The 24,749-nt window shown below is 42.0% G+C and carries 23 protein-coding genes and 2 pseudogenes; 11 read left to right on the forward strand and 14 right to left on the reverse strand.

All coding sequences use genetic code 11. The features are described from left to right. Positions 1-337: 337 nt before the first annotated feature. Positions 338-1,165 carry a hypothetical protein gene (locus ASG89_RS13900; RefSeq protein ID WP_057311317.1) on the reverse strand — a complete coding sequence of 276 codons (828 nt, stop codon included), beginning with the start codon at positions 1,163-1,165 and terminating at the stop codon, positions 338-340. Positions 1,166-1,406: 241 nt separating this feature from the next. On the opposite strand from ASG89_RS13900, the gene ASG89_RS13905 reads away from it, so the two are divergent. Then, positions 1,407-1,793 (forward strand): DoxX family protein, encoded by a 387-nt coding sequence (locus ASG89_RS13905; protein WP_057311318.1) that lies wholly within the window; start codon positions 1,407-1,409, stop codon positions 1,791-1,793. Between the two features lie 563 nt (positions 1,794-2,356). Here ASG89_RS13905 and ASG89_RS13910 read toward each other — a convergent pair. Then, positions 2,357-3,871: a HAMP domain-containing sensor histidine kinase gene (locus ASG89_RS13910; protein ID WP_057311319.1), complete on the reverse strand. Its 1,515-nt coding sequence runs from the start codon at positions 3,869-3,871 to the stop codon at positions 2,357-2,359. Beyond that, positions 3,868-4,551 (reverse strand): response regulator transcription factor, encoded by a 684-nt coding sequence (locus ASG89_RS13915; RefSeq protein WP_057311320.1) that lies wholly within the window; start codon positions 4,549-4,551, stop codon positions 3,868-3,870. Before ASG89_RS13915 ends, ASG89_RS13910 begins: the two co-directional genes overlap by 4 nt. A 211-nt stretch (positions 4,552-4,762) precedes the next feature. Between ASG89_RS13915 and ASG89_RS13920 the strand changes: the two genes are divergently transcribed. Both ASG89_RS13920 and ASG89_RS13925 read left to right on the forward strand, forming a co-directional pair. Further along, positions 4,763-5,692 carry an FAD:protein FMN transferase gene (locus ASG89_RS13920; RefSeq protein WP_057311321.1) on the forward strand — a complete coding sequence of 310 codons (930 nt, stop codon included), beginning with the start codon at positions 4,763-4,765 and terminating at the stop codon, positions 5,690-5,692. Positions 5,693-5,903: 211 nt separating this feature from the next. Then, positions 5,904-6,617, forward strand: a pseudogene (locus ASG89_RS13925) (aminoacetone oxidase family FAD-binding enzyme); the annotation flags it as partial. Positions 6,618-6,812: 195 nt separating this feature from the next. On the opposite strand, the gene ASG89_RS13930 reads toward ASG89_RS13925, so the two are convergent. Genes ASG89_RS13930 through ASG89_RS13940 form a run of 3 tightly spaced genes read right to left on the reverse strand, consistent with a single transcriptional unit; the run spans position 6,813 to position 8,574 of the window. Further along, entirely contained in the window at positions 6,813-6,998 is a 186-nt protein-coding gene (locus ASG89_RS13930) for a hypothetical protein (RefSeq protein WP_057311322.1), read from the reverse strand. A 47-nt stretch (positions 6,999-7,045) separates the two neighbouring features. After that, a complete protein-coding gene (locus ASG89_RS13935; RefSeq protein WP_057311323.1) occupies positions 7,046-8,089 on the reverse strand; it encodes a serine/threonine-protein kinase in 1,044 nt (347 codons plus the stop codon). Between the two features lie 14 nt (positions 8,090-8,103). Then, positions 8,104-8,574, reverse strand: coding sequence for a hypothetical protein (locus ASG89_RS13940; RefSeq protein ID WP_057311324.1), 471 nt, complete (start codon positions 8,572-8,574; stop codon positions 8,104-8,106). A gap of 874 nt (positions 8,575-9,448) precedes the next feature. Here ASG89_RS13940 and ASG89_RS13945 point away from each other — a divergent pair. The 4 genes from ASG89_RS13945 to ASG89_RS13960 all read left to right on the forward strand — a co-directional run bounded on the left by ASG89_RS13945 (position 9,449) and on the right by ASG89_RS13960 (position 12,769). After that, entirely contained in the window at positions 9,449-10,201 is a 753-nt protein-coding gene (locus tag ASG89_RS13945) for a sigma-70 family RNA polymerase sigma factor (protein ID WP_057311325.1), read from the forward strand. A gap of 78 nt (positions 10,202-10,279) precedes the next feature. After that, the gene (locus ASG89_RS13950; RefSeq protein ID WP_057311326.1) at positions 10,280-10,819 is read left to right on the forward strand and encodes a hypothetical protein; all 540 of its coding nucleotides are present in this window, start codon (positions 10,280-10,282) and stop codon (positions 10,817-10,819) included. Positions 10,820-11,519: 700 nt separating this feature from the next. Further along, positions 11,520-12,230, forward strand: a complete 711-nt coding sequence (locus tag ASG89_RS13955) for a hypothetical protein (RefSeq protein ID WP_057311327.1) — start codon at positions 11,520-11,522, stop codon at positions 12,228-12,230. A gap of 122 nt (positions 12,231-12,352) precedes the next feature. Beyond that, positions 12,353-12,769 carry a hypothetical protein gene (locus ASG89_RS13960; RefSeq protein ID WP_082593179.1) on the forward strand — a complete coding sequence of 139 codons (417 nt, stop codon included), beginning with the start codon at positions 12,353-12,355 and terminating at the stop codon, positions 12,767-12,769. A gap of 140 nt (positions 12,770-12,909) precedes the next feature. On the opposite strand, the gene ASG89_RS35610 is transcribed toward ASG89_RS13960, so the two are convergent. Both ASG89_RS35610 and ASG89_RS13965 read right to left on the reverse strand, forming a co-directional pair. Further along, positions 12,910-13,272: a YolD-like family protein gene (locus tag ASG89_RS35610; protein ID WP_082593182.1), complete on the reverse strand. Its 363-nt coding sequence runs from the start codon at positions 13,270-13,272 to the stop codon at positions 12,910-12,912. Positions 13,273-13,484: 212 nt separating this feature from the next. After that, on the reverse strand, positions 13,485-13,967 hold the full coding sequence (locus ASG89_RS13965) for a hypothetical protein (protein ID WP_057311329.1): 483 nt from the start codon (positions 13,965-13,967) through the stop codon (positions 13,485-13,487). Positions 13,968-14,478: 511 nt separating this feature from the next. On the opposite strand from ASG89_RS13965, the gene ASG89_RS13970 reads away from it, so the two are divergent. The 4 genes and pseudogenes from ASG89_RS13970 to ASG89_RS35615 all read left to right on the forward strand — a co-directional run. Then, positions 14,479-15,903, forward strand: a complete 1,425-nt coding sequence (locus tag ASG89_RS13970) for a spore germination protein (protein WP_057311330.1) — start codon at positions 14,479-14,481, stop codon at positions 15,901-15,903. 4 nt (positions 15,904-15,907) lie between these two features. Next, entirely contained in the window at positions 15,908-17,029 is a 1,122-nt protein-coding gene (locus ASG89_RS13975; RefSeq protein WP_057311331.1) for a GerAB/ArcD/ProY family transporter, read from the forward strand. After that, positions 17,026-18,114 (forward strand): Ger(x)C family spore germination C-terminal domain-containing protein, encoded by a 1,089-nt coding sequence (locus ASG89_RS13980; RefSeq protein WP_057311332.1) that lies wholly within the window; start codon positions 17,026-17,028, stop codon positions 18,112-18,114. Before ASG89_RS13975 ends, ASG89_RS13980 begins: the two co-directional genes overlap by 4 nt. Before the next feature lie 43 nt (positions 18,115-18,157). Next, positions 18,158-18,365, forward strand: a pseudogene (locus tag ASG89_RS35615) (TerD family protein); the annotation flags it as partial. A gap of 752 nt (positions 18,366-19,117) precedes the next feature. Here the strand turns inward: ASG89_RS35615 and ASG89_RS13985 are convergent. The 6 genes from ASG89_RS13985 to ASG89_RS14005 all read right to left on the reverse strand — a co-directional run bounded on the left by ASG89_RS13985 (position 19,118) and on the right by ASG89_RS14005 (position 24,680). Beyond that, entirely contained in the window at positions 19,118-20,389 is a 1,272-nt protein-coding gene (locus ASG89_RS13985; protein ID WP_057311333.1) for a DNA polymerase IV, read from the reverse strand. Continuing rightward, positions 20,390-20,758, reverse strand: coding sequence for a hypothetical protein (locus ASG89_RS13990; RefSeq protein WP_057311334.1), 369 nt, complete (start codon positions 20,756-20,758; stop codon positions 20,390-20,392). Positions 20,759-21,195: 437 nt separating this feature from the next. Then, on the reverse strand, positions 21,196-22,191 hold the full coding sequence (locus tag ASG89_RS13995) for a hypothetical protein (protein WP_157276652.1): 996 nt from the start codon (positions 22,189-22,191) through the stop codon (positions 21,196-21,198). A gap of 370 nt (positions 22,192-22,561) precedes the next feature. Then, the gene (locus tag ASG89_RS36390) at positions 22,562-22,723 is read right to left on the reverse strand and encodes a hypothetical protein (RefSeq protein WP_157276653.1); all 162 of its coding nucleotides are present in this window, start codon (positions 22,721-22,723) and stop codon (positions 22,562-22,564) included. 11 nt (positions 22,724-22,734) lie between these two features. Then, positions 22,735-23,577, reverse strand: a complete 843-nt coding sequence (locus ASG89_RS14000; protein WP_235549759.1) for a DNA ligase — start codon at positions 23,575-23,577, stop codon at positions 22,735-22,737. A 305-nt stretch (positions 23,578-23,882) separates the two neighbouring features. Next, a complete protein-coding gene (locus ASG89_RS14005; protein WP_057311336.1) occupies positions 23,883-24,680 on the reverse strand; it encodes an arsenite methyltransferase in 798 nt (265 codons plus the stop codon). Positions 24,681-24,749 lie beyond the last annotated feature (69 nt).

The raw sequence follows: 24,749 nt of genomic DNA on the forward strand, positions 1-24,749 counted from the left end.
TTTACCCTTTAGCAAAATTGGTCCAGTTCACACGAGATACAAAAAAACGAGAAACTGCGAAATGGCGAGTATTTATTAGAAAGACTCCATAATTAAGGGGCCGAACCGCTTTCTGACGTTTTTGATCCAATAGTTCGAAATTAGCTGTACTTTTTACAGTTAATAGAGTTAAAGCGTGAATTCATGCAAAATTAACTGTATGTTATCCATTTACTATGCCTGTTACATTCCAAAACTTAGCTACTTCAAGCCACCCACTCCTAGCAAATTTCCATATAACTTCCACCTCAAGCACAAAAAGCCGCTCACATTGTGAGCAGCTTTCTATTCGATCCCCTTAGTTGGTAGCTGTCGGGGCTGGTGTTGCTGATTGTGTGGATGCCTTGCGATCCGGACGACCTTGACCACCTTCAGGACGCAGGTGAGCCGTACCTTTCTCCTCTACAGCCTTCTTGATCGAATCTGTCATGCCGTCTTTAATTTTGCTGATCAAATCATCTTCGCTAATTCCTTTCACTGTCGCGATATCAACGAGGGATTTGCCTGATTCTAACTCTGTTCTCAATTCTTCTTGAGTAAGACCTAGAATTGTCGTGATGACTTCCGGGTTACCGAAGTGTCCGCCGCCGAAGCCTCCTGGGCCACCTTTACCGCCAGGACCACCTTGGCCGCCTGGGAAACCACCCTTAAAGCCCGTACCGTCAATTTGCTTCGTTAATTGGTCGCTTAAACCTTTAATTCTCTCATCTGCCTTCTCTTGTGTCAGCTTACCAGCGGTTACTTCAGCTGTAATTGTAGCTGTCTCAGCTGCAATGAGCTTGGATAAGTAATCTTCCTTGGATAGTCCTTTTTCAAGGGCAAAAGCTGCTAATGTTTTATCCGCTTTAAGTGCTTCCTGTACAACACTTTCTTCAACACCTAGGATTGTTGCCGTTTCTTTGATCACGTTGCCGACACGGAAGCCACCACGATCTCCCATTTGTCCACGACCTTTATCGTTAAAGCCTTTGCCGCCCTGTCCTGCTGCGGGAGCTGTCGTACTCGTGGAACTGCCTACTGCTGTATCTGCGAACGCTTCATTATGTAGGGCTCCTACTAAGCCGACTCCGATGACAAAAGATGCTACTAGTGAACCTGCGAGAATTTTTTTGCTGATTTTTTTCATAATTATATTCCACCTCATCTTTGGATTTGTGTGTTTCCCTTACAAAACCAAGTATAGACCCCTTACCTGAAACCCATCTGAGCGTAAACTGAAGGTTGGTTGAGAGCTATCTGAGAATTGGCTGAAAATGGCATGGAATATGTTTCATTAAATTTTTACGTACTGGTGTTCGCTTTTGTCATGTTTCATGGTAGAATAAGGATTATATGAGCACATTTCTGAAAGAGGGGGACTCTGTCTAATGTCTTATCGTAAAGAGCGCAATATGCTAATCGCTTACTGGGTAACCACCATCCTAGGACCTGCAAGTTTCGTCATCGGCGGATTCTTCTTCATCACCCATGGAGAGCAGCAAATCGCTACGTTGACTGGGCTCGGATATCCCGAGTACATCTTAACCATCCTGGGTTTCTGGAAGCTGATGGCCGTCATCGCGATCCTGATCCCGCGTTTTCCGCGACTGAAAGAATGGGCATATGCCGGCTTTTTCTTCGAGCTCACGGGAGCCGCAGCTTCGCATATTTTGAATGGCGACAGCCTAGTTCTCGCTGCCCAACCGCTTGTGTTTCTAGCGCTCGTCATGGCTTCATGGGCACTTCGCCCACGCAGCCGTAAGCTTATCTCATAGCTATTGATTCCAAAGAGGCCGACCATTCAGGGTTGGCCCCTTTGGTGTTTGTGTACGCGGGATAAGCTGTGCCGTCACACAGTAGGATCGGGTGGAGTAGCTGGTTGTGGGGATGAGAGAGAGAGGACTAGCTCGTCTTGGCGGGTGGCGATAACTTTGTACGTTGGGATGCTACTTCTACTACTTCTACTACTTCTACTGCTTCACTCATTACCTTCTCCCGTCCCCACCAACCATTAAGTGTATAAAGTACAGTTAATTCCCGCGCAATCTCCCAATATCAATGTTTAACTGTATTTCCTCCATCTATTTCTGACGATTTTAGAGAAAATCGGTCATGTCAGCTGAATTTAGCTACAGGAAATCCATCTATTTGCTCAAAAATGCGTTTTCCATCCAATTTACCTGTATAAAATCCATCTATTCCCTCCGCCGAAGGTGGATTCTCGGCATAAACCCAGCTGTAAGCCCTACTTTGATCTGCTTATGACTCTCTAGCTCCTGCCACGAGCCCAATTACCCAAAGAGGCCAACGCCTCAGCGTCAGCCTCTTCTTTTCTTCCCTATCCCGGCAACCGCACGATAAACGTGCTTCCCTCACCGACACTGCTCTCCACATGGATGGAGCCGCCATGGAGCTCCACGATGGAGCGAGTAATCGAAAGGCCTAAGCCCGCTCCGCCGCTGCGTCGTGCCCGCGAGGAGTCGATGCGGTAAAACCGATCAAATAAATGCGTGATATGCTCCGGCGCAATCCCGGGACCATTATCGCGTACTGCAATTTCAACACCTGCGTCCGATTGCGTCAGTGAGACTCTCACCTCACCGGTCTCCGGATGCGTATGCTGGACCGCATTGTGGAACAGATTGAGGATGACCTGCTTGATTTTATCCGGGTCGCAATGACACAGTGTCTCCGGCTCCAAGAGGAAGCTGACCGACCTCTCGCCTGCAAGCAGACACAGCTGGTGTTCCATTTCATGCAGCACATCGTCCATAGCTACCTCCGTCTTGTGGAAAGACGGCGTTCGGTCCAACCTAGCCAATAACAGCAGGTCCTCAACTAATTTATTAATGCGGACGGATTCACCGTGCATGCTTTTCAGAGCTTTCAACAGCGGTTCAGGCTGTTGATACGCCCCGCGCAGCAGTACCTCCAGGAAGCCATGAATGGAGGTCAGCGGCGTGCGAAGCTCATGCGAGGCATCCGCAGCAAAACGCCGCATCTGCTCCTTCGCTTCCTTTTCTGCCTCAAATGAAAATTCCAACCGCTCTAACATACTATTGAAGGAAGTCGCCAAGCGATCCATCTCTGCCTGCCCTTGATGGTCTGGGAACCGCTCATTCAAATTACCTGAATCAATACTTTTCACTGTATCTACCAAATTAGACAGTGGCACGAGTGTCCGCCGCAGCACAGGCAGGAAGCCTAGCAACCCAATGATCATTGCCAGCATCGATAGAAATAAGAACGTGAGCAGCTGCCTTAGCAGGACATCCTTAATCGGCGCTGTGCTTGTGCTTGCTTGAATGAGCCCCTGATAGCCGCGGGAACGATCTGGTTCTCCACCTCCGATTTGATGGAAGACAACCAGCTGTTCATTCCCTTTGCTATCTTTCATGATCATGTGTTCCTGCTTCTTTGTGCGCTTTTGCAGGATTCTCACATATTCTTCCTTGTCTAGCTCCAACGTCGACTGCTCATCTTGGGACGAAACGAGTTTATAGGTCCCTTTGTCATCAATCAGTGCAATCGTTAAATCCGGTACGAAAATCCGCGGACCTTCGCCGAAATTATCCTGCCGATTGTTTCGCATGAAATCCTGCCTAGGCAGGAATGGGCTCGTACTCTTATCTCCCCCAAGCTCAGCTCGAAGCCACACATTAGGCGGTAGCGCTGCAAGTTGGTTGCGGATCGTCTCTGCTTTATTCTGAAACATAAACTGCTGCATGAACACATATTGAAACACGCCGATTAACAGCAAGAGTGCAGACATGACCAATAAGGTGCGAGATAAAATTTGAAACTTTAGGGATCTCGTCTCCAAGACAGCCGCGAACCAACCGCGCGTCTTCATGTCAAATCCATCCGATACCCTGCCCCGCGAATGGTGCGAATCAGCTTGTGCTCCTTATCTCCTAACTTGTCACGCAGGGAGCGTATGTACACTTCTACAATATTTTCTTCGCCGCCAAAATCATAGCCCCATACTTTATCCAGAATCATCGTCTTACTCAGTACGAGACCGTGATTGATTGCCATAAATTTAAGCAACTCATATTCCGTTGGCGACAGCTCTAAGATTCGGTCATGCATGCTGATCTCCTTGCGGCGATCGTCCATACGAAGCGGTCCAATAACAACTTCCCCGAACAAGTTTGGAAAATGGTTTCGAATCCGCGCATAGATCCGTGCCAGCAGCTCCTCAAAGCTAAACGGTTTGATCATGTAATCATCGGCTCCGAGCGTGAGCCCTTTCACCCGATCATCGATTTCATCTTTGGCTGTCAGCATAATAACCGCGATATTGTCTGTCTTTTTAATCATGCGACATACCTCGAAACCATCCATGCCCGGCATCATAACATCCAGAATCGCGATATGCGGCTGAAATTTATTACAAGCTGTGATTGCACTGATACCATCCTGTGCTGTCATCACTTCGAATCCTTCGTTCGTTAGTCCTAGCTCTAGAAACTCTAAGATATGTGGCTCGTCATCGACGAGTAATATTTTAATCCCTTTTAATTGACGCATCTGCACTCGCCTCCCCCGAAATTCATTCGTTCACAACTTCTACAATCAGTATCCCATATCCTGCCTAAAAGCAATCTGAGCAGCGGCTGAAAGCTAGCTGAAAGTTAGAAATCTTCAGCTATTATTCAGCTAACGGTCAATTCAATCTCAGCTATCCCTAATATACTGATCTCAGAATAAGTAAGGATTCGACAGAAAAGAGGAATTCCCGATGACAATAACGACAAACACCTTCCTCCCTTTTCATTTTCAAACGCTGGACTCGGCTATTGAACTTCTTCTTCCCCATGGTGAGCAGAGACAACAACTGCAGATTCATGAGATTGGCAACGAATGGTTCAGGCGTGAAGAGAAGCGATTCAGCCACAACCTCCCTGACAGTGAAATCAACCTTTTAAATACATTAGCCGGAGAAAGCTGCCTTGTGTCCAACGCCATGATAGAGGTGCTCTTCCTTGCTGAAATGTATCAAGCGATCACAGATGGTAAATATACACCTCTTCTATATAAAGAGGGCACAATCTCAACGTATCCCCCAACCCCTGCTACACAAAGCTGGAGAGTGAATCCTACGACCAAATCAGTAACACTGCCGGAGCATACGTGTATTCATTTGCAAGGACTCGACACAAGCTGGTCCCTGAAACGATTAACCGACTATTTGAAGAAAACCTTAGCTATTTCAAGGGGACGTTTGCTATCTCAAGGTGATGTAACGGTATGGGGGCCATCTAGCGCCGAGCAGGAGCCGTGGATGATCGGAATTCAAAATCCATGGAACGAGAATGCTAAGTTAGGTGCGATTGTGATGCTAGAAGGTGCGCTATCTACGTATAGCCCGCTTGAAGATCACAGACATGGCGAGTCTAGCAGCGATGTGCTGCAGTGCACAGTTGTTGGCCACGATCTCGTGGCATGCCATGTATGGGCACGTCTATTAGGCTCACTTGGGCTAGAGGCTGGCCTGTCCCTTCTCGCCAAACGCAGTGACACTTGTGAAGCAATTGTGCTTACTAAGCAAGATGGGCTTCACTACTTTGGGCAGGAAACCTCCCTTGGGCATCGATGGCTGGATCTTCAGGTAGATCATTATCATTTTAGCGACGGACATGGTAGGCAAGATGTTGATAGTTTCACCTAAAGGATTTGCAATAAAGACCGTTTGTGGATGAAATTAGGAAAAAGTGCATCTTATCCACAATTCATTTATAATTGTCCACAATCGATAGGTCAGTTATCCACGAAAATGGCTATTTTATCAACAAGTTATCCACGTGTTGTGTGTATCTTTTGAATATACGGCTCTCCACATGCTATGATATAGAAAATATGTGAGGCAGGAGCTCTATGGAATGACATATGATGTAATCGTAATTGGCGGCGGTTCAGCTGGCCTCATGGCTAGTATTGCCGCAAGCAGGGACGGCGCCAAAGTGCTGCTCGTCGATAAAGGCGATAAGCTGGGGCGTAAACTCGGCATTTCTGGCGGCGGCAGATGCAACGTGACGAATAACAAAGACATGGATGAATTAATTAAGCATATCCCCGGCAACGGGCGCTTTCTTTATAGTGCATTTACCCATTTTGGGAATAGGGACATTATTGCTTTCTTTGAAAATCTCGGCATTCACCTCAAAGAAGAGGACAATGGCCGGATGTTCCCCATCAGCGACAAAGCCAAAACCGTCGTCGACGCGTTGATCGGCCAAGTGCGGCGCCAAGGTGTGGAGATCCGGACCAACAGTCCGGTCAAAAAGGTGTTGTACGCAGACAGTCGCGTGAGCGGCGTCCAGCTGCAGGGCGGAGAGACGCTCAGTAGCCGCGCTGTGATCGTCGCCTCTGGCGGATGCTCAGTGCCGCATACCGGCTCCACGGGAGATGGGTATGCGTGGGCTGAGGCGGGCGGGCATACGATCACGCCGCTTTTCCCTACCGAGGTTCCGTTAACCTCGAAGGAGCCTTTCATCCGCAGCCGCGAGCTGCAAGGACTGTCCTTGCGCGACGTGACGCTCAGCGTGCTGAACGCGAAGGGGAAGACGATCATCGCGCATCGCGGTGATATGATCCTTGAATCACCCACATGCATATGTGCATAGAATGAATTCCCTAATAAAATCAACTTCTTTCGGGGGAAATTTATTTTTATTTTACATTCTTCTTTCTACGCATAGGAAAAAAGAGTTTTCAAACCTATAACTGGGGGAATAATTGCAAAAAAAAAGGAAGTGCAGCATATGCACTTCCTTTTTTTTTATAAAAAATCAGTAAGTCTTATTGTTATCGATTGGCCGAATATATACGTAGCCATCTTTATTTTTTTCTTGAACGAAGTTGTTACGCATATCAACAATTTTTGCCTCAGAGTATCTGTTATTGATATTTTGATCAAGATAGGGATTGGCAAGTCGGTCACGAGATAAATTTCCTTTTCCTTGAAATTTTTTCATGTCGTTCCCCTCCATAACTTAATTATATCACAAAAATCCAATAAGAACTAATGTTCGTTAAGTATTTTTTCTATTTTTGTAAATGCTTCTTGTTGAGAACTACTTGTTGTACTCCATTTTGAGATTTTAGTTGTATTATTTGATGATCTCATGAATTTATGCCCTTCTGTTTTCCATGCTCCATTTAATTCACTTAGCGTTAATGAATGAATACTTTTTTCTGTTTCCTCAGTCCATTTATGTATATTCCCAGTTGGTTCGATCTCATAACGCCAATCTAGATTCTCACTAATATCGCTTAAATCATTCATCATATGAAGTATCGCCCTATAACGATCATTCGGATCAACCTTCAATGCGTTCTTAATTATTTTTCTAAGCGAATTTGGAATATGTGGAAGAAATTTTCTCCTATCCGGGAAAGTACCAGACAATACCTCTTCTCTTGTAAGTCCACTTTTTAATTTCTCAGAGAATTCTTTATTCCCATTACACATTCTATATAGAGTTAAACCTGCTTGAAAAATATCATACTGAGATGTAAATGATCCAGCTAGGTACAACTCCGGTGTTAAGTGCGTAGGATAAACATACTTAGTCTTGGCGAACCCGAGTTCATCAGTAAGTTTAGCCAAGCCAAAATCAGTTAATACAGCTTTTCCTGCATCATTAATAATAATATTACTTGGTTTAACATCAAAATGAATTAATCTTTTAGTGTGGATATAGTGTAATGCACTTAAAAAATCCAAACCATATTGAACAATTTCACGGACTGTTAGAAACTTACGATCTATAAGTGCATTTAAAGAACCATTCTTGTAATACGGCATAGCCAAATAAATATGTTTATCGTCTTGACTTCCATAGTGTATTTCCATAACATTTGGATGTTTAGAGAGATACAATAATCTGGCTTCATTAAAATAAGTTGTGTCAGTTGGTATCTTCGCTTTTTCAACTTGCTTAATTACAAGCGCAGCATCTAACTGAAGGTCTTGAGCAATAAAAGTGCTTGAATTAAGACCTTCTGCTCCGATATTTTTATCTAACCTAAATGAAAGCTCAGTTACTTTCAATTCTGTAAGCATATTTGCCCTCCTACCTATTGCTCTAATGAAGCTATTGCTGTCAAAATGCTCTCACGTTTTTCGGAGTGGGATTTCCCGATATCTGGGATGCCCAAAAAATCGTTTTTTCCTTCTATGTAATCTGTTATTGTCTGATTTGTCTGGTTCAAGCATCTTGCTAACTTTGTTTTAGTAGCAAGGAAATATTTTTCAACAGAACTGTTTGCAAAAAGTTCCTGAATAACTCCTTCTAAATAAATCCTAAAATTACTCACTGATTGTGCAGTTCCCTCAGCAATTCTAACTCCAGCTTTGTTTATTTCAAATTCCATGATTATTGATAATAATGTCGTCCTTAGATACGACAGTTTGCGCGGATCATCTAAAGCCTCTGGTATTTTAATCTTATCTATTACAATTACCTCATAACTATCGTCAGATAAGCTTCTAACTATTGAATAATATATTACCTTTGGAGCAACTCTTAACCCTATTGCAATTGACATTCTACTACTCCTCGTGGTCAATTTTTGAGATTCTTTGACATTATATCAATTTGCTTCAAGATAGGATACCACTTATTGGATAATATTCCACTACGCTTTTGGGCGTTAATCTTTCTTAAGTAGTGAGCACAACTTTTTCGCGCTCGTTAAAATCCTCAGCTCGCCGACGACAACACAATCAATAATTTTTTTTAGCCGAGCAACTACGCTTCGGGGAGTTAATCCTTCTATAGTTGTGATCGAATGATTCGCCTCTCGTTAGAATCGTCAACTCGGCCAACGATAACACAATCAATATTCTTTTGGCCAAGCTGCTACGCTTCAGGGAGTTAATCCTTCTATAGTAGTGAACAGAACTTTTTCACGCTCGTTCGAATCATCAGCTCGGCCAACGACAATACAATCAATAAATTCTTTTGGCCAAGCTGCTACGCTTCAGGGAGTTAATCCTTCTATAGTAGTGAGTAGAACTTTTTCACGCTCGTTCGAATCGTCAGCTCGGCCAACGACAACACAATCAATAAATTCTTTTGGCCAAGCTGCTACGCTTCGGACCATTAATCCTTCTATAGTAGTGAGCGGAACTTTTTCGCGGCTCGTTCAAATCGTACAGCTCGGCCAACGATAACACAATCGACAAAAAGTTCTTTCGGCCAAGCTGCTACGCTTCAGGATGTTTATCCTTCTATAGTAGTGAGTGGAACTTTTTCGCCGCTCAGTCGTATGGAATATCTTGGATGTTGACTACAAACTCCAAATTTCCAGCTAGGAAGCTATGCTTTTGGGAGTAGAATCCTCAAAAGTAAGTGAGACCACATATGGAGGTAAAGCAAAATGTATTAATCCAACATCTAGCACAAGGGGCGGGGAAAAAATGGCATACCAGCAACGCAAGAAACACAAGGACCGGTTCACCGATGTCCGTGATTTTTTAATCGGTGTAGGCCCACCTGTACCAAACAATCGCATTCTAGCCTTTAGGGACGTCGTTCAATTGTTGGTATTTGACAATCTGAAAGGACTTTACCCAAAAGCGGTAACCGATGATATTGTGCAAGATGCCGTGGCTAGAATCGTAAGAGCCGCCAAAAAAGGTAAAATTAAAAAGGACCTTCTCGGCTATTCTTACTACAAGGTTCTTGATGCCATTCAGGCATATTTTGAAACCCATCTGCGGGCGAAAGAACACCTTTCGACTGAAGAATATCAGTTCAGCCCCGTAGCAGACTTCGCCACAAGCGCATCAAACAGTGTTGAACGCCGAGAAAACATATTGTCTGTACGGGTTGCAATTAATAAACTAAGCGAGCGTGAGCGAGTCGTCATCTACCGTCACTATTACTTAGAAGAAACGCTTGAAGTAATTGGACAGGACCTTAGCTACAAAAAGGGCAGTGTACGTTCCGTTCACAAACGGGCGATTGAGCGGCTGCAAAAAATGCTCGAATCAGAATGGACACTCAGCGGAGATACATACCGTGATCTTACCATTGCGGCTCCAACAAAATCCGAGCGATTAACAACACCTTGGCTGAGTGCCAGTAGCATAGAAAATATTGCAACAACAACTTGTTTGACCAAGAACAATGCAGACAGCACTTTTATTTCCATGGAGCAAGGCATCTAGAAAATCACAAAACAACAACCTATGTGGGGCTTAGAAATAAGTCCCCCACATAGGGACTACGGTCTGAGGAGAGCCAATATGACTAAGAAAACTTCTAAACTTATAACTATTAAAAAAATGCAAAACTTTATCAAGGAACATCGCACTGAGTTATTTCAAAAGGAAATCGAAGATACAAACTTTTTAATCTTCTTCCAAACTTTAAATGACATGCCAATAGAAGATATAGAAAGGAGGATTAGAAAATTACCAGATGAATTAGAAGAAGATGGAGAGGATTTAACTCTAACCGATCTCTTGGATAGAAACATAGAAAACATAAAAGTCGATCATGAAATTAAAAAAGTTATTGAATCTAAGCTTTATATATGGGATGTAAGTCCAAATAAGATAGCCCATATTTTTCATCAAATTGGATTGGAATTAGAAAAAGCTGTAGAGAAAATACAAAGTTATTGTATATCAGAGAGATATTCTGCACCTCCTGCAATAGAACTTTCTACAGGGAGAATTAGTTATAGAGAACATTCTATTGACGTTTATCAATTTAATAAAGAAATCAAAAAACGTGATTCTTTTTTACAAGAACTCAGAGAAGAATTTATAAAACTAAAATAACCTCCCCCCCAATTAGGTTATGTCTTTTGCTAGGTTGTTATCGTATATATAAAGCATTGTTAGGAATTAATATTCAATGTACAAAGAGTTAAATATAGTTTTAAACTATTAAATCCTGGACGGATCGATTATTGAGTTGATAGCTTTTAACACTAAAGTATAAGAATTTACTACTTTCTTTTTAATAAAACTTTTAAAACTTATTGTACTTATTTTTATAAAACAATTTTCCTACTCTATTCAATTTCATTTGAAGATAATAAATAATGTTTAACTATCCATTCAAACCATTATGCTACAAGTTACAACTGAGATACGCATGTTAACTGAGTTAATTTCCCTATAATCCAAGGGATCATAATTAACCACGCATACAAATGTAAGCAGTATGAGGATGGATAGGTATTATAGGTAACTTTCATCTCACTAAAGAAATAAATCTATACTCCCTATCCACTCTTATAACTGAGAGCACGCCCAATTCTGTACTTTTTTAAGGAGGTGAGAATTTTCATCACTAATTAACTATTGCCCTGTCAATTTGTCGTTTATGCCCATAAAAAACAAAAAAGGCCGTCGCATCTCGCAAATGCAACGACCCTTGCTTGACCCCTGTAAGGAGCCGGTGGAACGTATATAGTGCTAGTATAGCATGTACCTCCGGTTAATAAAAACACTAACTTTTGGAGGTAATAATATTATGAATACTTATGTCCCTACACTTACTGTTTCTAATCCCATTGACATGTCGTGGAGCCATGTGAACTGTACTGTTCTCTCCAGCTCTAAATACGGACTTCTATACGACCGCGTGAAGGTCTTGCATGAGATTGGCCTAACCTCCCCTCTCGCCCAAGACGAAAGCTTCTACGCACCGCCTGTTGGCCGTCCAATCGATGTTCGAACTATCTTCCCTGACGGAAACATAGTAAGCTTCGTTGGACAACGTTACGCCGATCTCCAAGACGAGCTTGCCAAGTACGGACAGGCTGTGGCTACCGGCAATGTTGACGAGTTGAACCGCCTACACCAGTTGTTCCTATCAACAGCCTCCCTCGCTCCTGTTCTCTTCAAACAAGGTACACAAGTGCTAACATTTGAATACGAGCTAGCGCTGCATCCTATCGCTGAAGGCACTACTGACTTCGAGTTGACGTTACTTGCACCGATGCCAAGTTTCCGCCCTGTTGGCCAAGCTCAAATCACTGTACTCATCAGCCTGCCTAGCTCGAACAATCTAGCATTTAATGCCACTGTATTAGAAAAGAACGGCTACGTGTTCGATCCAGCGACAGGTCAGATAAACGGTGAAGTACCACTTCAGGTTGAAGGCGACTACGGATTGCGAAAAGTGCTCGTATGGAACTGGCAGCAAGATCCTTACTTCCGTGTCCTTTACCGTTATAACTAATACTTTAAAAATTACCTTTTATCCCTCGATCACCATCCCTTAGGGTGACCAATTAGAGCAATACAAATATTGGTGGTATTACAAATGAAAGATCATACTCAATGAATGAGGAGGAAACATCAATGCAAAAGAATACTTGGCCACGCGATCGATATACCGGCCCAGGCGGTGGTTTATATACAGGTCCTGGTGGCGGACTTTACACTGGTCCTGGCGGCGGTGCCTATACTGGTCCTGGCGGTGGACTCTACACTGGCCCTGGCGGCGGACTTTACACTGGCCCTGGTGGTGGACTCTACACTGGTCCTGGTGGCGGACTCTACACTGGTCCTGGTGGCGGACTCTATACAGGTCCTGGTGGCGGACTCTACACTGGTCCTGGTGGTGGACTCTATACAGGTCCTGGTGGCGGAAAATACACTGGCTCCTGCGAAAATCCTTACCATAGTAATTTACCCCCTCTCAAAGCACTCTTAGATTATCTAACTCGAACAAACAATCGCAATTTACTTAGGCAGATAGAACAACATTTGGCGTAGTTGTTCTTATTACTGGCATAGTTGCTCCAAATTAAAAGGGACGCGGTGTATAGCCTCGTCCCTTGTTTTATTGCTACTCAAGAATAATAACGGTGGGTCACCTAATTGCCAAAACAACGAAAATGTTAAATGTCTACATCCTACAGATCAATCATCAATTCTTCTGCCCACTCTTTGATTAACTCCGCCTTCAATACATCTTGAAAGCTAATCCACTCCCAATTCTCTAATCCGCTGAACGCATCAATGGTGTCCAAACGAAATTCTCTTTGCTTGCTTCGTGTCACTATTCCCGAAATAGTACGTGACTGGTATTTGTCATATATCGTAAGTTGTACAGTTCTTTTGTAAATTTGGGATTGGCTAAGTGTAGCAGAGATGAAATGAATTTCTTGCTCATCGAGTGCATATCGCTGAATATATTGCTTTTCTTTCTGACCTCTGATTGCGGACTCTTTATGTTGCGGAAGGAATCTACGGAAATATATTGTACATAAATTTATTTATAGCTATATTTCCTTATTAATAAGCCTTTTCTAAGCTTTTTATAATTGTACATTATTCAACTTGAGCAAAATTCGCTTTTAATTATGCTCACTAGTTCTTCGTTTTTCATGCAACAACAAATCTTATCGCATTAATCCGTTTTCATCTCCAACCCGATTAATTAATCTGGTGATTTGAGAAAAACCCTGGCATGTATTTATTCTTTTTCCTACACCTTTTGTAGGATACTAACGAGACTTTGTATATAACTTCCAATCTTAGCACTGACCTCTGCTCGCACAAATTCTTTGGTAATAATTAACTTATCTTTGTGACCGCGGCAAACAAAACGATAATAAATTGCAGTATCATCTTTTGAAATTTCGAATAAACTAATATTTTTTTCTACAAGGATTTTTTTTACTTCTTTCAAATCCTCTCTTATAATTTTAGCTAACAATCGTGTTGTTGCCGAATACAATAACTTGAGAGTCTGAGATGACATTTCAACTTCAATATTCTTCTTTTCAATTACCTGAAGTGTGAATGCTAGAACTATATGGTTCCGCATAATTTCAGTTTCTTTTCTAGTCGGAGGTTCAGTTGCTCGGGGGGTACTGCCATTCCTCATCAACATTACTTGTTCTTTATGTTGCGGCAAGATCATCCTGCTCGATTCCCAAAGACCATTTTTTTCAAGTTTCTTACTCACTTTAATGCACCCCATTAAGCCAGATATTTATATCCACAAAAATTATCGAACATATATTCTCACTATTCATTATATACCGAACATGTATTCGCGATACAAGTGTATTCCGCATAATTTACTAAGGATGAAGGTTTGGGCAGTGATGCTAACAGATGTGGCCGATAGCAATAGTCCTAGAAAAAGCGCATTGGATTGGTCCATACCAATGCCTAGCCCAAAATAATGAGTCTCAGATTTTTACATCAGTTGGTGTAATACAGTCCTCGAAATAACGACAATGTAATTGTCTTCACCAGTCTCCTCAAAGCGCGTATATATTGAATTAGCGAATGCATTTTCATATCGCACATCCACTAGATAAATTCCAACGGTACACCCAAAGAACCGACCGCCTCGTCGCTTGGATTATTGTGTCATCAATTTTCCCAAAGATTCCAATTGTTCGTTTAAAACGCGATCCAAAAAGGAATAATAAAGGAAATCACAGCGCACTGATTCAGGAGGGTGAAAGATGACAGCAATCTCATTGGAAGCTTTAGAGCATCACCTCGCCCTAATGGATGACGCAGAGATAATTGATCGAGAGACTGCCGACGGTCTTCGCTTGACATTTATTTATCTTAGAACCTTAATTGATCAGGAACGTCTTAACGAATCGATTCTGGAGCCGCTCTTTCGCTCATTCCGAGTTTCGGTGGAAAAGAGCCTGACTACCGCCAAAATTACGCGCTTATCCAGTTTGGAGCAAGCCCTCCAGTATCTCATGAAGGGTTCGGTGCTAGCTCACGACCCATCCAGCGGGCGATGGCATGCTATTTTGCTCCCCAACTCGCTCAGCCGGTCCATCGAAACCTCCGAGACGGAAACCATAATGTTTGGCCCAAAAGACAGTTTCAGCGAACAACTCGAGCAAAACATCTTGCTAATTCGAAGAAGGCTTCCTTTAACAGCGCTCAAAACGGAGAGATACACCGTAGGCTCCTTAACCCAAACAACCGTAGTCCTTATGTACATCGACGGGCTAATCAATCCAGAATTTGTAGCAGTCGCGAAAGATAAGCTTTCCAACATCGACTTCGATATGTTTTTGGACTCTTCGCATGTTGCCGGGTTTATGGAAGACCATTATCACAGTATCTTTCCTCAATATCTTCAGACGGATCGACCGGATTCCTGCGCGTATTCACTAGGCCTTGGAAAATTGGTCATTTTCGTCAATAACACTCCTTTCGCCCTAATCGCTCCGATAACGCTGTTTCACTTGTTTCAGTCGCCTGAAGATTATATAAACCGATGGTTGGTAGCTAGCTTTTTGCGGCCATTACGCTATCTGAGTTTTCTTCTTTCCATTAGTCTAATTCCAGTTTATGTCGCATTAACGACTCATCATTATCAAATGCTACCCCTGCAAATTTTGTATGTAATCATCGAGTCTCGTAGCAAACTGCCACTATCCCCCTTTTGGGAAGCGCTTTTTATACTTATTACGCTTGAAATTATCAAGGAAGCCAGCCTAAGAATGCCGACCAAAACGAGCCAAAACCTGGGGGTAATTGGAGGGATCGTCATAGGACAAGCTGCAGTAGAAGCCGGATTTGCAAGCAAAGTGCTAATTGTTTTGGCCGGCATTTCGGCGATTTCCACTTTTCTCGTTCCAAACTATCTAGTCACCAAGTCAAGTTTACTGCTTCAATTCATGTTCTTGCTTCTCGCGTCCTATTTAGGCGTTCCCGGCATTTTGCTCGGACTCTTTGGCATGCTTGCCCATCTGAACGGGCTAACATCCTTGAACCAGCCCTATTTGGCGCCGGTATCTCCGTTCTATTGGAGAGATTGGATCGATCTCTTCGTCCGAGGGCCGTTCCACGCTATGCGCATTCGCCCTGAAGCATTGCGTCCTTTGAACAAATATCGTGTTAGGCGAAGGAGTAAATGAACCCATGCATGCTAATTCGATATTTCGAAAAACCTCACAGCAACAAAGCGGCTTTTACGCGCTCTTCCTCACCAATAGGCTTCAAATGCTGTATTACATGATTGTCATGCCCTCAGCTCTCGTTCAACCGCACATGTTGTGGGCGATTATAGCAATGGGCATAGTCTCCCAGTTTTGCTTATTTATTCTGTCCAAATGGTTCGCATCCCCCTATCCCGCCCAAGGGTACCAGGGTTTTGAAAGATTATTCGGAAAAACAGGCATCAAAATCTTAGCTTTGGTAAGCTTGCCGCTTCTTTTGCTCAAGATTTCTTTCGTTTCAATCAGTTACGCCGACATCATGCAGCAATTCATTTTTCCCTCTATGGACCGGGAATGGCACATTGTGTTTCCTTTTATCCTTAGCTGCTATTTTGCTCTGTTCGGAATGGAAAACATGATACGGTTCGTAACGGTGGTATTCATTGGAACGATTTGGATCTTATTTATGTATATTCCATTCTTTTGGGTACAATCAAATTCTATTCACGAGCTATACCCTCTCATTCCGACAGGCCCAGAGCCGTTTACGTGGAAATCCCTACTGCTCGTATTTTCGTCGTTATCCGGACCTGAATATTTAATCGCAATTTCAATTTGGCTGAATCCGCAGCGTAAAATGCTAAAATATTTAACGATCGCTAACGCCTTCTCAGTCGGTGAATACCTCTTTATTTCCATTGCGTCTTTGCTCTTCTACGGTTCCAATTACTTGCCGACCATCAAATACCCTAGCGTGGAGATGGGGCGCTACCTGCAATCTCCTGTATTCGAAAGGGTGGATATTCTCCTGATCTCGGCATATATGTTCAGCATCATTTACTCGCTCGCCCTGTTCGTGCTGATGGTATATGGCGCATCCCGCTTGTTAGGCAAAATGAAGACAAACACTACGCGTATTGGGCTGATCGTCAGCGGCTGTGCGGCGGTGACCTGCACGCTTTCGATCAGTAAATGGTGTTGGGAGCCCGGGATCGAGCAAGCATTTTGGCTTGACTTGCAGATGTGGGCAGGATCCGCATCTTATTTGTTAGCGCCACTCCTCGTCTGGATCATGATCAAGCGCAAAGCCAGGACAACGTCATGAAACGGTTCCTTCGAGCAACGCTTGTGCTACTATCGTCTTCTTTGTTGGTACTCGCATGCGGTTGCGTCCTCTTACCAGAAAACAATATGATTGAAGAAATCACTCCGATCATTTTCTGGTCCGTGAAAGGAGGAGGAGAAGACGGAAAGATAACAATCAGCACGCTCGTCCCTCCTCTTATCAAAGAGAAGAAGCGCGTGCTTACCCATAAGGTCTCTCTATTGAACGAAGGCAACAAAGGGTTTAATTTGAGCTATTATAATGAACTGAAAGCCGGCCAAATCCGCTTACTGTTCGTGGACGAAGCTTATGCGAAACAGGGACTGACCAGTCTTATCAATACCGTTCTGACCGATCCGAACATTTCGCAACGACTGTATTTAGTCATAACGAAGGGCAACTTCAATGTGTTCCTTGCCAAACACTTGGATGAAAAAGACAATATCGATTATTATCTTTATCGCATGTTCAAGCATTACGAAAAGAAAAAACAAGGCGAAATCACAATCGTTAATTTGCATCAGTTTATGAAAATGCTTTACTCCCAGGTTTCCGACCCCCAGCTACCGGTATTTCGCGCGGAAGGCGATCAGTTCCTATACGAAGGCACTGCATTTTTCAACCGGGACAGCATGGTCGCGGAGATACGAGGAAAGGACGATCAAATCAAACAGTTGTTGTATAATGATCGATTCGTACGATACTTAGTCCTTCCTGACCTCTCGGTCACGCTAGGGCATATTCGCGCACATACCCGCAAGAAACTAACTCCGGATTTATCATCCCTGTCCATCGAAATCGACTTGAAAGGCAGTATTGATGAATTGGATTCGCTCGCAAGAATCGAGGATAACTTCCAATATGCCGCTCTCACACAAAAAATCGAACAGTACTTGGAGGAGAATGTCATCCACTTGCTATCCCAAATGCAACAAATGCAGATTGACCCCCTTCAAATCGGGGGGTTGACTGCTAAACCTTTCTCCAAACCAATAACCAGAGATACATGGGATCGGCATTGGTCTACTATGAAGATTAATGTAAAAGTGCGGCTACATTTGGAGCCACTGACGAAGGTGAAATAGAAAATTGAAATCTTGTTCAAATGAGCTCATCTTGTCACTCAATTCCAACGCTTATGTACAAATTATCAATGAAAGCACTAGTGCAGAATTAATTCGTTTCGATCTTGGTGAGGATATCTCCATTGAGACAGGGAGTTGTAGTAGGAGAATTGTATCGGAATAAGGGTGAGTGGAAACTCAGCGCAATAGGCAGTGGGTATAAAGATGGGCTTGCTGGGGTTGCTCATGATTACGGCTTGCAAACATCCTAAGGTACTCTAAAGATTAAATTGAAATGTTTAACGAGGAATTATTTAGAAATTCTCACCGAATAAACAAAGCCGCTCAAAGTATATAGAAGCAGCTTTGTTTATATTTTATATTAATGAGGATTAGTATAGTTGAAATGAAAAACTCCAGAATATATATGTTCGAGTACTCGCACCAGACCTTAGTAAATGGCTTCAAGAAGGACAGAATCATAATCTCATGCCTATATGAAGAATGACCTGCGGGAATCATTATCCAGGCTCTGGCAAGGCATACTGATTGGTAACATTGGAGTGACTAACACACCTTTTAGATAATGTTAATGTTCTACAATGTAAATAACACGTTAATGAAAAAGACGTAAAGAAGGAAAAAATAGTCCAAAAAATAATCTCTATAAGTTCGTCCAGTCATCGCCTTACCATCCTCACACTTCGGACAACAAATCGAGTATCTATACGAGTAATAGGCAAAACCTTTTGGGATTGAACATTTATCAATTTTTCTTTCATAGTTCAGCTCCTATTTATGCACAACAAATTCATTGAATTCATCCATTGGATATGTAGCTAATTGCCATGTTAATGCAGGGTGCATTTATGAACAATATGAGATTATTGGAAATAAAAAAAAGCCTAAAAAATCTGGCTTTTTTTATTATTTATGCTCATATTGTATTATGTTCAAATTTCCGTAGATAGAGGAAGCATCATCCGACTTGATTCCCATAGACCATTCATTTCTAGTTTCTTGCTCATCTAAAATGTCCCCCAATTTTACCTGCTCTGTCCGTTGCCAACCCTGCATTCATTAGACTCGAAGCACGAATGATTGCTGTATTACCAAAACGGTCTTTTATGCCATCCACTACACGATCAAGCTCACGTAATTTTGTCACATCTTCAAAAAGATCGAGTTGAGTAACATCTTCCTCTGCAAGTGTTCCCAGGGTAACGCCTACCTTTCGAACGGGTAACCCGTTCCAATTACGAAGAAATATTTCTCGCACTGAGTGGTAAACTTTTAACGTATGATTTGTATTAAGTGGCATCTTGCGTTGTTGACTGAATCCTGTTGGAGAGTCATAAGGCGAGCACATACAGAAAACATGTACTGTCCCACTTGTAAACCCCTTCGACCTAGCATCGCGGCAAACTTCTTCTGTTAACTCCAAAAGTACAACGTCAACTTCTTCAGCCGTCAAATAATCCCTAGGGAGTGTCATAGCATGGCCGATCGATTTTGGTGCGATATCAAACGTTCCAGGTGTAACCGGACTATCATCTAGTCCGTTTGCCGTTCTCCACATGACTTCCGCTTGAATATCCGACTGCTTTCCGAAACGTGCGCGGAATTTTTGCTTAAGTGTTGCTAGTGGAGTTTTTGCTACATGACCAATAGTAGTCATACCAAGAGCAACAAAATGGCGAGTCATTCGTGAACCAACTCCATACATCTTATCGATAGATAACGGCCAAAGGAAACGCTCAACATCATCTTTGCCTAGCGTAAAAATTCCACTAGCATTCTTCTTTGCAAAATTATCCGTTGCCTGCTTTGCAAGTATTTTAGTCGGTCCGATGCCTACTCGGATTCGTACATTCATAGATGCAGCAACTTTCTGTTGAATCATTCCTGCGAGCTCAACTGGCGTACAGCCGAAATGATTGAGAGAACCTGTCACGTCCAAGAACTGTTCATCGATTGAGAATATCTCTACAAGATCAGTATATTTTTCGTATATAGCTGTAATTGCGAGAGATACATCAATATAACGCTGCATGTGCGGACGCATTACGATAGCATTTGGGCAAAGTTGTAACGCCTCACCAAGACGCTGGGCTGTGGTGATGCCAAAGCTTTTAGCAATAGGACAAGCCGCCAAAATAATTCCTGATCTCCTAGCTGGATCTCCGGCCACAACCACAGGGAGATTATCAAGACCTGGATGAGTAGCCTTTTCTACGCTTGCATAGAATGACTGGCAGTCAGATAGGAATATAGTCCTTTCGCATCTCTTGCTCATCTAAACGCGCCTCCGCATATTCATTAGTGTGGTCATTAGTTCTGCTTTAACCAAACTTCGAAGCATCGTGAAATAATAGATGTAACCGCGGACTTTGTATTCTACATTAATACCGATTGCATTTGTGTTTGTGTTTAGCACTTTGATATCACGCTTTTTCATATTATTCTTAATACTTTGTATTTTGGGGTAGATAGCGGTCTCGATCTCTTTCAGATAAAAAAGTAAATGATTATAAACAATTTTATCCTTATACATCTTCAGCTCCTCCATGTCTCTGGTTAACATATCGAGCAAAATAGGTAACAGCGTGTATTCTTTAATAATTTGGATATCCTCTTCGTTCTCAATTCTTGATAATAAGCTCAAATTTTTCACCACCATACACGAACATATATTCGTATTAATCATTATATACCGAACACGTATTCGCTATGCAAGCGATTTTTTAAACTAAGGCTCAATAACAAAGAACCTAAGACTAACTTTCCCCCAGGCGAACAAAGCAAGTGGATCAGGTAAAGGAAGGGGGGTTATCTTGAAGGTTTTAATTTGCTTTGTACTCCTTAAGATCTCAGCTGCTGGGATCGAACTGAAAAATTTTGAGCATCTTTTAGAGGTCCGAATAAGAACGACTCTCCCCAATTACCAAGATCTATTAAAGTAATGAAGAAACGGAAGTTAATATATTTGTTACTAACTAACAATTAACCTAAAACAGCCATCATTCTAAAAGGATGATGGCTGTTTTAAATAAATCAGTTGGCAACGACAGAAGGCGGGAAGGAATCAAGTTCACCTTTTAACTATGAACTAGGAGTTGCTTCTGGAATTACATTTGCAACAGCACGCCATTTAATTATGGCGGTTTCAGCTGGATTAAGTATTTTGTTCAGACTATTGGTTCGTTGATTAATTAATGACTGCCTGTCTCTAACATAGTCAAGTAACGCCTTGCTATCTTTTATATCCTCATAAGTAAATTTTAAATAGCCAGAAAACAAGTCATCTTCTGAGTCAATACCACGAAATGGATAAGGCTGACTCCGTTGCTCCTTGTAGATTGCAATTGAGGCTTGAGAAGGATCTGTAATTGTATTGTCTTTGAAAAGGCAACTTACTTCATAGGTGAAACCAGGTTTATGCTCTGTTCTGCCATTTTCTTTTGTCTCTACGAGAGCAGGTTTTAAGTTACTAACACTCCAATGCGGTTCTGTATCAGAAAGAGGTGGCGTTAAACTATCATTCATTGTTAGACGAAACTGATTGGCTTTATCTTCTATATTTTTTGCATATACATTCAAATTGTTCTTTACTTCTTGATAGTAGGTAGGGATTTTTACTGCTTTTGCTCTTAGGATGAGAATATAGACATTTACTGCATAGACAAATGCAGTGAATGCTTCAAATGAATCTTTTGTAGCAAGATTGCTAAGCACCAAGGGAATTTGGCCGTGTATCTCGGTAAGCAAGGCTTCATCTTTTGGAAATGAATTTAGATAAGATTTTAAGTTCATACCAATGCCAACCAAATCTGCAATTTCTTTATTTAAAAAAGCCTGATCAATCATCTGATGTATGCTTTCTTTTAAGTCTTGTATAGCATTTGCAAATTTATCTTGACCACCTGACTCGAATAGTGAAGAAGCTATCATCTTACCGAGAGCAGCACCAATTTCACCTCCAAGTGCTGATCCAAAAGCAACAGCAGCTGCTTCTAGTCCCTTTTCAACTATTGGACCCCATTCTATATCATCTATTTCATCTGGCATAATACAACTCCTTCTTAAATTCTCATTCATTTACTATTCTGAAGTAAGTTGTGTTAAATTATTCATATCATTATTTTCATGGTATAATTTAGCTAAAAGGCTCAAGAACGATAGTTTAATCAATCATTGGCAGTTTAAGTTCGAAATATTTCAATTCAATGAACACAAAAGAGTATACAATTATGTAATAATATGGTAATATTAAATCGTACTGGAAGCACCGTACAAAAAGAAGGCCCTGAGGGAAAGCATCCCCAGGGTTTTCTTTTTTAAGTACTTTTCGAAAGGAGTGTAGAAAACATTCTAGCTTAGGTTTTCCTAATTACACTTGCTTTCATTTCTTATAATTGGCTATATATCTTAATTTTTGTTGCTGTTTTATTATTTTATATATTTACTATCAAGAGCTTAACAAATCCTCGTCGTCAATAAGTTCATATGCCACCATCGAAGTATCAAAAACAATAACCTGCCCGGCATCGCCGTACACCATATCATTCACTTCAAGGTGACTCAGCGTCTTTTCTTCGCCTGTCTCCTTATGCTTGACATGATATTTCATACTATCATCCCCTAAACAATAAATTCTTCGAACACTGGCAGCCGCATTGCACCGGACTTATACCAGTCTCGATATTTCACTTTGCAACGTACTAACGGCTGCACATAGACGTGTTCCTTGCTCTCTCCACTTTTGTATGCCTGAAATACTGGCCACATCGATTGCCGAGCTGACGGTGTTATTCCCAGTTGCATTGCTCCAACCGTACGGATCCTGACACCATCTGGATAACCTAGCAGCCATGAATGTTCTTTCTTGCTGTACCCCGTTATGAAACATTCAGCCATCTGATAATTGATAACCTTCTGCCATGACCAGGAGCGTGTATCTTTCTCGTACTTAGAAGATTTTTTCTTTATGACTATGCCTTCCAAGCCATGTTGACAAATAAGTTTAAAGAAATCAGTTGTGCTGCCCTGTATTGGCCGAACTATCCTATAGTTTTCATTTTCTTGCACAGCTTCTTCAAGTAATCCCTTGCGAACCTCTAAGGGTAATGCCGTAACATCTACGCCGCGGTGGTACAAAATATCAAAAGCCATAAATACGACGGGCTTACGCTTCTTACTAGAACGGAAACCCGCGTTCGTCGCTTCAAAATCAGCCTTCCCTTGTTCGTCTAGGACCACAATTTCACCGTCCAGAATTGTACCTTTAGGAATTGGTGGATTGTGTAACTCTGGATATTTAGCTGTTGCATTCGTGTTTTTAGTATATAGGTTTAGTTCATCCAAATTTGAAACGATTAAACGTATCCCGTCCCACTTGAGTTCTGCAAAAGTGGAAGGATCATTAAAAGGCAGATTGTTTTTACTGTATTGGAGAAGCATTGGAGGAATAAACATTTTCTTCATCACCCATAATAATGGTACACCTTAGCGAAATCTATGACTAATGGAACTTGAAGGAAGTAAGGAGTCTTGTAAAATGAAGAAATTAATAATACCCAGTTCAATTGTTTGTTTGAGTATTGCAACTGCAATATCATTTCCAGTTTTCTACGCACTTAAAGGAAGATGAATCCCTGAGCGAATAGGCCTGCTTATATTATGATTTATATAGTAATGGGGCTGAATTGAATATCAATGATTCACGCAAGACTAATCAGAGCTCGAATCGGAAAAAACCGTAATCATAATGATTACGGCTTTTAGTTACTCTATTTAATTGCTTTGATTATCGCCGATTGAATGTAGTTATCTACATTTGCGCCAGGCACCCAATCCTTAATAAATTCTCGAGAATCGTCTTTAGGTTCAACAACAATACTTCGAAATCCGCTTCTTTGCAGGAATACCAATACTTCATCAATTGTAGATGCACCTGAAACGCACCCGGCTAGTGAATTAAGGTCACTTTTCAACTCCGCTGGAAGTTCTGAAGTCATTACTACATCGGAAATCGCCAAACGCCCGCCTGGTTTTAATACACGAAAAGCTTCATTGAATACTTGCTGTTTATCAGGTGACAAATTAATAACACAGTTTGAAATAATAACATCAATCGAATCGTTCAGTATCGGCAGATGCTCAATTTCTCCAAGACGAAACTCTACATTTTCATATCCATGTTTCTGAGCATTTTGACGTGCACGACTAATCATCTCTGGTGTCATATCAACTCCATAAACTATACCCTTTTCTCCAACTTGTTTAGATGCCAAAAACACGTCAAAACCAGCACCACTCCCTAAATCTAGAACAACTTCACCCAATGTTAGTGAGGCGATCGCTTGAGGATTTCCGCACCCTAACCCGAGATTTGCACCGCTTGGAACAACATTAAGCTCTTCATTTGAGTAGCCTAATTTGGTGGAAACCTCATCCGGTGTGCTACAGCAGCTTGTTACTGGTTCAGTGGAGGAGCAACAACTTGCACTAGGAATACTCTCTATTGCAATCTGTTTATACCGATTACGAACATGTTGACGTACTTCATCATTTTGAACCTGACTCATAGATCATCTCTCCTTTGTTATATCAAGAAATATTGATTAATACTTCATTTAAAAACCCACCTATGTGGG

The organism is Paenibacillus sp. Soil766 (assembly GCF_001428105.1).
Lineage (GTDB): Bacteria > Bacillota > Bacilli > Paenibacillales > NBRC-103111 > Paenibacillus_E.